This window comes from Microcystis sp. LEGE 08355 (assembly GCF_015207185.1).
Lineage (GTDB): Bacteria > Cyanobacteriota > Cyanobacteriia > Cyanobacteriales > Microcystaceae > Microcystis > Microcystis panniformis.
On record NZ_JADEXI010000145.1, the window covers coordinates 1 to 9060 of the forward strand.

Here is a 9060-nt window from a genome sequence, read left to right on the forward strand (position 1 = left end):
CTTCCCCTTAGACTTAGCTAGTGGTGAACAGGCTCCTGTGGCTCTGACCGCTCCTGCTATCAATGGTTAATTCCTAGTCTGAATGAAAAGGCACTCCCGCGAGGGGGTGCTTTTTTGTTGTTAGAATTGGGGAACAATGAAAAACGCTGCAAAATGCTTATTCTCAAACAATCATTATTATGACCGCTCTCACTGGAAAATATACTCTTAGTCAATATTTTGAGCAGGAAATACAATCCCAAACTCGTCATGAATATCTGGATGGAAAAATTATTGCTATGACAGGAGGGACACCGACTCATAATCGCATTATTAGTAATTTATTAGTGGCTTTATATACTGGACTAAAGAATCAACCCTATGCCGTTTTTGTCACCGATCAGCGTTTATGGATACCTGAGCGTCAAATAGCTACCTATCCTGATATTATGGTGATGCCTGAACCTCTTATTTATCAAGAAGGACGCAAAGATACTTTAATTAATCCTGTTTTAATCGCTGAGGTTTTGTCTGCTGCAACGGCAAGTTACGACAGAGAAGAAAAGTTTGCCGCTTATCGAACCATTGCAACTTTTCAGGAATATTTATTGATTTCTCAGGAAAAATGTTATATTGAACATTTTCAAAAGGAAGGCGATCTTTGGTTGTTTACAGCTTATGAATCTGATAAGATAATTCATTTAAACTCTTTGGGGGTTGAGGTGGAGATAGCAGATATTTATAACAAGGTAATCTTTAGTTGAAGCTTTAAATTTGAAACTTTTGTTATCATTAAACTAGACTAATCTTGGTCAGGAGTTAATTTTATGATATCCCCTCAAATTATTGAACTTGAACAAAAGTTACGAAATTTTTCGTTTGAAGATAAACAATGGTTATTAGAACAGTTACACAAGCATTTAGAAGTTTTAAAAGAAAATGTAAATAGAAAACAGGCCAAAGATTTGATTATGGAAACATTAAATGAGGTTCAAAATATGCCCGATAATTGTTATCATGAAGTTTGGCAAAAATTTGATGACGCTTGTGTGAGAATTTCAGGAAACTTAGAAGAATCTGATTTACTATGATGTTTGCTCAAGATTCACCTCTTGTTATTCTTGATACTTCGGTTTTTCTTTCAGCTTTGTTAAGTAAAAATCCTAACAGTGTGCCTTGTCAAATTATTCGTTATTGGTGAGAGGGTAGATTTAAGTTAGTTATTTCTCCTCAATTATTGGAGGAATTGGTTGAAAAACTATTACTGAAAAATATTGACAGAAATGATATTAAGGATATTTTAAGGGCTATTTTTTATACTGCTATCAAAATTCAAGGCATTTATCAAGCAACACTACTCGATCAGGTTGATCCAAATGATAATATGTTTTTGGCAGCCGCTTACGAAATAGGTGCTGATTATCTAGTTTCTTTAGATAAAAAACACATTTTACCGCTAAAGCATTATCATCATACACAAATTTTATCGCCAAATTTATTCTTACAAGTCTTACAAAATAGTTAAAGTAAAAAATGCGATCGCATTTATTTGTAAAGAGATAATCCTAATCGTTAGGATTTCTTTGAAGATAGGATTTAAACACAGGATTAATAGGAAAATAGGACGAGGTTTCTGATGGTAATTTATCCAGTAAACAGCGTCTCATTAATGACTGAATAGCTGCCCAAAATTCAGAAGTAGATAAGTCAAGATTAGCAGTTTTGGGAAACTTTTCTACCGCTTCAGTTTGATTAGCTAACCAGTGTATCACCTTTTTTTCTGTTGCGGATAAACGCTGTAAATGACATTCGATCGAGTTTTCTATATCCCCTAAATAAATTTCATTGTTCATTTGTTCTAAAAATAGGGATACTTCTCCATCAAATAGTTCAATAATGGTTGAGGAGATGATATTTAACCAGTTAGGATGACCTTGATAAAGTTCCCTCAGTTCTGTCCATTTCTCCTCACTTTTTAAACCGTATTCTTTGAAGATTTCTTCAAATTCTGTTGTGAAACCTTGCAGGTATAAAGTTTTAATTTTATCGGATTTTAAGGTGACAAAATCTCTGGAAAGTTCCCAACTAATTAAAATCAAACAACTTTGATGAGATGTGTTAGCAATTTGCTGAAAAAATTTATGATAATCCTGACAGTCGCTTAAATATTTACCTGCTAATTCCCCCGGTTTAAAAATATTCTGCACATCATCAAGAATAATTAAACAACGATAGGAGCTTAGATAATCTATTATATCAGGTAAGGGGGTTGATAGAGATTGGTTGAAAAACTGTTTTAGATCATCCTTGAGAGCGATTAATTGAGGAATATTTTCCAGACTGCGGTAAATAATATAATCAAATTGTGGGGCAATTTCTGAAATTAATTTAAGGGTTAAAGCTGTTTTTCCGATTCCACTTAACCCATAAATGGTAATTAATCGAGTTTTATTATCTAGCCATTCTTTTAAGGTTGATATTTCTAACTTACGTCCATAGTTATACCTTAATTCTGGTGCTTTTGTTAGGTTAATTATTGGGGATTGATGATCATTATCTGAAAAATTTGAAGACTTTTTTAAGTTGTTTTCTGAATAGGGATTATTTTCTCTACAGATATTAACACGACTATTGCTAATATTATTACCATGATGGTTAACAAAGTTATAAATAATAGATGAAGCTTTATTTTCTAAAATAGAACGAACATTAGACTTTTTTATATCTTCTTGAAAAACATCTGATAACAGTTGCCATAATTTCCATGCTTCTTTTTTTATATGGTCATAACTGCGCTGATTATCTTTGGCAATTTCTTCGTAATCTTGATGTTCCCAAATACCCTGTAAGATGGATTCTTGCAACGAATCAAGATGTTTACCAGTTTTGTCTAATACCTGTTTATCAGTCCATTCTAAAAGGGTTTGAATATCCATATAAGTAAGTGATAGAACATTTGTATTGCTGGTTGGGATAAGGGAACATATTTTAGTTTTCTCGTTTTTTTATCAGACTAATAATCATTTTACTTTACTCTTGCAAAATATCAACTATTATTTTATCTCTTTTTGCTCACCTCATCCTATCCGTCCAGATAGGAGAAGATAAGTTTCTAATTTATGAATTGAACCCTGCGCTATATTTAAAAATCTGACATATTCGCTACGAACTACCACGGACTGATGACAACTTTCTGTTAAAACACACCAAGTTGTAATTAGGGGTTGAGAAGAATACTGTGCTAAGGTTTGCTGTGCTATTAGATGATATTGATCTTTATTGTCAAATAAAACTACCCAGAACCCAGTATCAACGATGATCATATTTAGCTTTTAATCCTTCTTTGAGAACGGATTTATAATTAGTAGAAAGGTCTGATTCTGCACTAATACAACCGATTAATCCAGATTCTTTTAAAATGTCTAGGGTACTTTGAGCTTCAGGGTTTATTTTTGCTGCAATCTCTGGCTTTTTTGCTAAAGAATAGCGTTTTTTTAATAACTCAATAAAATCAATCAGTAAGTTTTGTGCTTCTTCAGGTAATTGGTTAATATCTTGTTGAATTTGTTCTAAGTTAATCATTAATTGTCCTCTGTTAAGGTTTTTAAATAGGCTGCTAATCTTTAAGCAAGATAACGAATAATTTTGACTTCTGCTACCGTCGGTTGGATTGACCCAAGGAAACTAAAGTAGGTTGGGTTGACGCAAGGAAACCCAACTATAGACCCAAGGAAACCCAACAAAAAGCAATGAGAGGAGGAGAGCGCCGATTCAGACGGATTTAGGTGTTGGGTGTTGGGTTTCGCTTTTCCTGACATTTAAACCTCCTGATTTGTTTCCGACTGTCACCTGTTACTTAATCGATTAATATTAATGCCAATGCTTGATTAATAATTTTATTTTTATCAATCATAGCTTCAATTTCTTCTGGTTGATATATACCCTGAAAAGCTTCTAATGCCGCTTGTCTTAAAGCTGAAGAATAAGCATCATCTAAGGTTTCTTTTAATTCTTCTATTGTTAGATAATTTCCTCCAGTTTTACGTCGTTTATTAATGCGTTGAATCTGTCGAACAGAATTAGAAATAGAGGTTTCCCATGAGCGGGTACTGCGTTTTTCTGCTTGCTGTTTAATCAGATGTAATAGGACAATAATACTAAAGCTAAAAATCTTATTGAGCTTATCATCTTTGCTCATTTCTGTCATTTCCTCTACCAAGATTAAGGCATCGGGAATATTGCCAGCTAGTAATAGATTTTTTAACTCTAATAATTCTTCCATTTTTTGCCTTTTTTTACTGATTAACCTCTTAATTTAGTAATTTGTCCTTTACATTAGATATTGTTAAAGTTGGAAAAACAAGCGAAAACTTTTGCCTGTTCTCTTGCCTTATTAACGAAAATTTAGCCTTGTTTCATGAGCCTTGCCCTCCTTTTTGTCACTAAATCCCACTTTATCCCACGAAAATTATTATATCAGAAAATCCAAAATGGCCACAAATTCCCACAGACAAAACCAAAGTGAACATCTAGATTGTAAGAATCACTTAGTTTTTTTGATTTTTATCAGGTTATGAACAAGATACTAGCTAATTGTATCAGCTTAGGGATCGGATTGGGTGCGATCGGGGTGGCTGTTCCAGTACAAGCCTTCACTATCAACGGACCCACCAACATCATCTGGGACTACAGCCCCGCGGCCACCAACACCTCGTCGGGAGTAGCCAGTTGGGTCAACGCATCATCTGGTCAAAACTTCGCCGAAATCGTCTCCTTTCCGAACCCCGCAACAATAACTGGTATGAGCATTTATAGCGGTATTAATGTTGTATCCGTGGGAGATGGGGTGACGATTCGGGTGTGGACTGACAGCGCTGGTGTTCCTGGCACCCTCATCCACAATTTCACTGAAACTATCTCCGTTATCGACACCGCAGGGGTGGGAGACTGGCTCTTTGTCAATAACCTGTTCGCCAACTTCACCAATCCCATCAACCTCGCCGCCAACACTCCCTACTGGATAGGCATGAGTGGATTTGGGGTAACAATTGAGACCAATATCGGGGAGGTAGAAACTATTGGCCTAGCTTCGCTGAATACCAACCCAGGAGACGGAGCGATGGCACAGTTTAGCGGTACTACTTTCCTGTTCAACGGAGAGACTGGGTTGCAACCTTTAGGTGACATGGCTTTCAGGCTGTATGGATCCACTCAATCTCAACCAGATCCCGAACCCGGAACAACTCCTACCAATCCGCTTCTCCCTACCCCAAATCCAAGCAACCCCGACGGTTTTACCTTTCCTGGTGTTCCCGTCGGTGATAATGGATTGGGTACAATTGACCCCATCTTTTTCGATCCCATTGTGTCGGTAGGATACGATTATTCAGTGACAGGCGGACCCTTATTCGCCTCTGTTTTAATCCCCAATGCTCTCCCCCAGGGCGACAGTAACTTTACCTTAGAATTACCCGGATTTGGCAATTATTCTCTAGTTGCGGGAACGACTTTCAACTTGTTGGGTGTTAATCCCCTTGGCTTTAGTGATTTTCGCATCAGTGATATCGATCCTGCGGAAATGCTCGATCCAACTAATCCTACTGCTTTTGTGACGGGGTTAACATTTACTGCTGCTGGAACAGTAACAGTCACCCAAAACCCCATTATTCAAAATACTGGTGGCGTTAGTGTTCCTGAACCGTCCAATTTATTGGGTTTAGGATTACTCGGATTCGGTGCTTTCTTGACGGGAAAATTAAATAAGAAGCAAGCCAAAAAAGACTCTTAATAGCAATTATCGTTAATCCTGTTGCTTATACAACATGATGGCGATTTCCAGCTTCAATCATCAACCTGACTTTGATTGGAAAGTCTATAAATTCCCTATTTTGGGGCATTTCAATCAGTTAGCATCTCAATCATTAGATAAAAGGGCATCCTCGAAAGGGGGTGCTTTTTTGTTGTTCGGATGTATCGATCGAGCTACAATAAAAGGGACTTCTCTAGGCGAAAATATGGCTACAGGCATTGATATTAGAGAATTTATTGTGGCTAGTCCGGATATTTGTAATTCCCGTCCCCGGATCGCGGGAACTAGAATCACGATTCAAAGTTTAGTCATGGATCATAAAACGGGAATGAGTGCCGAAGCGATCGCTAGGGAGTATCCTCAGTTAAATCTGGCTCAAATTTATAGCGCGAATAAAGAACAGATAGAGGCCGATATCGATGCTTACCGAGCCGATTGTGAAGACTGGGAATCCCGATATCGAGCCGGTGAATTGTAATGAGTCAAATCTTTTTCTACCTTGATGAAGATGCAGGTCAACGCTCGTACGTTCATCATTGATCGCCGATTCCAATGTTAGGCTTGACCTAGGGTGGTTATTCTTAGTCGTTGCTGAATCAAGGTATCAATGCCAACCTTGCACCCATCCAAAAGTTAGTTTGGAGCTAAGTTTTAAAAATCCCTTATTAGTCGGGGAAATTCCTGACTCTCTCCACAAAGATTTGATATTCGATCGCTGTCATCTGGCTATTAATTAGCCTCTTTTGGTTAGCCCAAATTCAGGGATCGATCGATGCCCGTCGCAAGCTTGAAAGTAGCTGTACCCTTAACTGTAAGTAGGTAGGCGTTAAAAGTTATCAGATCCCCCCCCTTATCAAGGGGGGACTAAGGGGGGATCGGCACCCCCCTTATCAAGGGGGGACTAAGGGGGGATCGAACCTAAAATCCATTTTTAATTTAATTATAACCAGCTACTTATCTAGAGTAGAGTGATTCCGTATTTCTCTCCAGCCAGATAGTTATACGACTAAATAGTACAAAAGTCTAGAGATTCTGTTAAGTCCCATTAATCGGGCGGCGTGGCAGCATCGAAGCTTACTGCTATAATTACTTACGGACAAAGATAATAAATAAAATTTATGGGCGACTTTTTTGATAACGTGAGCCGTTACCCCCGCTATCTGATTAGCTTTAGTTTAGGGATTTTCTTCGCCTTTTTCGGCTGGTTGGCCCCTTTATTAAAAAATCCCCTCACAGCGATCGCACTTGTCGGCTTTCTGGGGGGAACTTTCGCCTTTCTTTATTTCACCCTCAAAGCCATGCTCGGATTAGCTTGATACAATGGTAAGGGTTTCGCTGTTTTTAGGGGACAAAAATTATGGCTAACGACCGTCGAGTATCTCGCGTGTCCTCGCTAATTAAGCGCGAGGTCAGCCAAATGTTATTAATGGAAATTAAAGATGATCGGGTCGGGGCCGGTATGGTTAGCGTTACCGATGTGGATCTCTCCCACGACCTGCAACACGCTAGGATTTTTGTGTCTATCTACGGCAACAAAGAGGCAAAGGCCGAAACTATGGCCGGTTTAAAAGCTGCTGCGGGATTCGTCCGGCGCGAACTCGGTCAACGCATCCGTCTCAGACGTACCCCCGAAGTGGTCTTCCTAGAAGATTCTTCCCTTGAACGCGGCGATCGAATGTTACACCTTCTTGATCATATTAAGAGCGATCGACCCCCAGAAGATGACGATTCCGATATCAGTGACCAGTGACCAGTAGAGGATAACTAAATTTAGGCAAAACTGGATTTAGACAAAACTGGGAACTTAAAACTTAAACCTGATAACTGATAACTGATAACTGATAACTGATAACTGAATAGTGAGCGATCGCATTTTATCCCTAAAAGAACGTATTGGTCAGATGATAGTAGTCCGCGCTTCCGGCTATCTCTTTGACCAACAAATCCGCTATCCTGCTTGGGAACCTGTCAACGCGACCCTAAAACATTGGTTAGAAACCCTCCACCTCGGTGGGGTGATTCTCTTAGGAGGCAGCGCCGCCGAAATCGCTCTCCGCAGCCAACAATTACAAAGTTGGTCCGGGGATAATCCTCTGCTCATTGCTGCCGATATCGAGGAGGGAGTCGGCCAAAGGTTTTCCGGTGCTACTTGGTTTCCCCCCCCGATGGCTTTAGGAAAAATAGCGGAAAAAAGCTTGACAAAAGCCACAGAATATGCTATGGAAATGGGAGCAATTACGGCTAAGGAGGCTCTATCGATCGGGATTAACTGGATTTTAGCCCCAATTGTCGATGTGAACAATAATCCCGACAATCCGGTTATCAATATTCGTTCCTTAGCTGAAACTCCTGAAATCGTCGCTAATCTAGCTCAAGCTTTTATTTTAGGGGCGAATTCCTATCCAGTTTTGACCACGGCCAAACATTTTCCCGGCCACGGTGACACCAGCAATGACTCCCATCTCGATCTTCCCATCATCAACCACGATCATGATCGCCTAGAAGCGATCGAATTACCGCCCTTTCAAGCGGCGATCGAGTCAGGGGTTGATAGTATTATGTCAGGCCATCTGTTAATTCCCGCTTGGGATGCCGAATTTCCCGTCACTCTTTCCTCGAAAATTCTCGGGGAAAAACTGCGCCAAAATCTCGGTTTTCAGGGTTTAATCGTCACTGATGCCCTGATTATGGGAGGAGTGACTAAAATTGCCAGTGCTGCCGCCATAGCAGTGAGGGCGGTACAGGCGGGGGCTGATATACTGTTAATGCCTCCCGATCCGATCGAAGCGATCGAAGCGGTGTATAGTGCCGTGCAAGGGGGTACAATTAGCGAAGCCAGAATTAATGATTCTTGGCAGCGTATTCAACGAGCAAAAGAGAAATTAGGGCAAAGACAGCCATCCTTAGAATCCTTAAGCAGTTTAGCGGCACCGCAAGCTCTAGAGATTGTCAGCGATATTTTAAAAGATTCCCAAACAGTTAGCGGTAATTTACCCATTAAAGCCACTCAAGGCCGCAATTTAATCATTATCGATGATTTACTCAACTGTGACTTTCTCGATCGCTCTTGTCCGGCGGTGACAATTCCCCGACAATGGGGTTATCAAACCCAAATAATCGACCGTAGCACCTTTAATCAGTCCCTCGTCTCTCCAGAAACAACTCTCCTACAAGTATTCATCCGTGGTAATCCTTTTCGGGGTAGTGCCGGATTAGGGGAGGAAACGAAAGCTATCTATCAAGATTTGCTGAAAACCGGACAAATTCAAGCA

The 9060-nt window shown here is 39.6% G+C and carries 10 protein-coding genes and 3 pseudogenes; 9 read left to right on the plus strand and 4 right to left on the minus strand.

Translation table 11 applies throughout. The features are described 5' to 3' along the window. The 4 genes and pseudogenes from IQ242_RS09630 to IQ242_RS09645 all read left to right on the plus strand — a co-directional run. Positions 1-70: pseudogene (locus IQ242_RS09630) on the plus strand (photosystem Q(B) 2 domain protein); the annotation flags it as partial. Between the two features lie 109 nt (positions 71-179). Beyond that, a complete protein-coding gene (locus IQ242_RS09635; RefSeq protein ID WP_193959817.1) occupies positions 180-743 on the plus strand; it encodes a Uma2 family endonuclease in 564 nt (187 codons plus the stop codon). Positions 744-806: 63 nt separating this feature from the next. Beyond that, positions 807-1070, plus strand: a complete 264-nt coding sequence (locus IQ242_RS09640) for a hypothetical protein (RefSeq protein WP_002752205.1) — start codon at positions 807-809, stop codon at positions 1068-1070. Positions 1071-1192: 122 nt separating this feature from the next. Beyond that, positions 1193-1504, plus strand: a pseudogene (locus IQ242_RS09645) (putative toxin-antitoxin system toxin component, PIN family); the annotation flags it as partial. Positions 1505-1544: 40 nt separating this feature from the next. Here the strand turns inward: IQ242_RS09645 and IQ242_RS09650 are convergent. From IQ242_RS09650 to IQ242_RS09665, 4 genes and pseudogenes are all read right to left on the minus strand, one after another. After that, on the minus strand, positions 1545-2915 hold the full coding sequence (locus tag IQ242_RS09650; RefSeq protein ID WP_193959818.1) for an AAA family ATPase: 1371 nt from the start codon (positions 2913-2915) through the stop codon (positions 1545-1547). A 246-nt stretch (positions 2916-3161) separates the two neighbouring features. Further along, a pseudogene (locus IQ242_RS27070) lies at positions 3162-3302 on the minus strand (DNA-binding protein); the annotation flags it as partial. Then, entirely contained in the window at positions 3289-3561 is a 273-nt protein-coding gene (locus tag IQ242_RS09660) for a hypothetical protein (RefSeq protein WP_002761103.1), read from the minus strand. The pseudogene IQ242_RS27070 and the gene IQ242_RS09660, both read right to left, overlap by 14 nt. A 274-nt stretch (positions 3562-3835) precedes the next feature. Continuing rightward, positions 3836-4261 carry a DUF29 family protein gene (locus tag IQ242_RS09665; protein WP_193959819.1) on the minus strand — a complete coding sequence of 142 codons (426 nt, stop codon included), beginning with the start codon at positions 4259-4261 and terminating at the stop codon, positions 3836-3838. A gap of 291 nt (positions 4262-4552) precedes the next feature. Here IQ242_RS09665 and IQ242_RS26070 point away from each other — a divergent pair, with 291 nt between their 5' ends. The 5 genes from IQ242_RS26070 to IQ242_RS09690 all read left to right on the plus strand — a co-directional run. Next, on the plus strand, positions 4553-5767 hold the full coding sequence (locus IQ242_RS26070; RefSeq protein WP_228020910.1) for a PEP-CTERM sorting domain-containing protein: 1215 nt from the start codon (positions 4553-4555) through the stop codon (positions 5765-5767). Between the two features lie 226 nt (positions 5768-5993). Further along, on the plus strand, positions 5994-6266 hold the full coding sequence (locus tag IQ242_RS09675) for a DUF433 domain-containing protein (protein ID WP_193959820.1): 273 nt from the start codon (positions 5994-5996) through the stop codon (positions 6264-6266). 640 nt (positions 6267-6906) lie between these two features. Beyond that, positions 6907-7104 (plus strand): DUF751 family protein, encoded by a 198-nt coding sequence (locus tag IQ242_RS09680; RefSeq protein WP_002737592.1) that lies wholly within the window; start codon positions 6907-6909, stop codon positions 7102-7104. A gap of 41 nt (positions 7105-7145) precedes the next feature. Beyond that, the gene (rbfA, locus tag IQ242_RS09685) at positions 7146-7538 is read left to right on the plus strand and encodes a 30S ribosome-binding factor RbfA (protein ID WP_193959821.1); all 393 of its coding nucleotides are present in this window, start codon (positions 7146-7148) and stop codon (positions 7536-7538) included. Between the two features lie 109 nt (positions 7539-7647). Then, positions 7648-9060 (plus strand): glycoside hydrolase family 3 N-terminal domain-containing protein (locus tag IQ242_RS09690; protein ID WP_193959822.1); only part of this gene is annotated, 1413 nt, incomplete at its 3' end.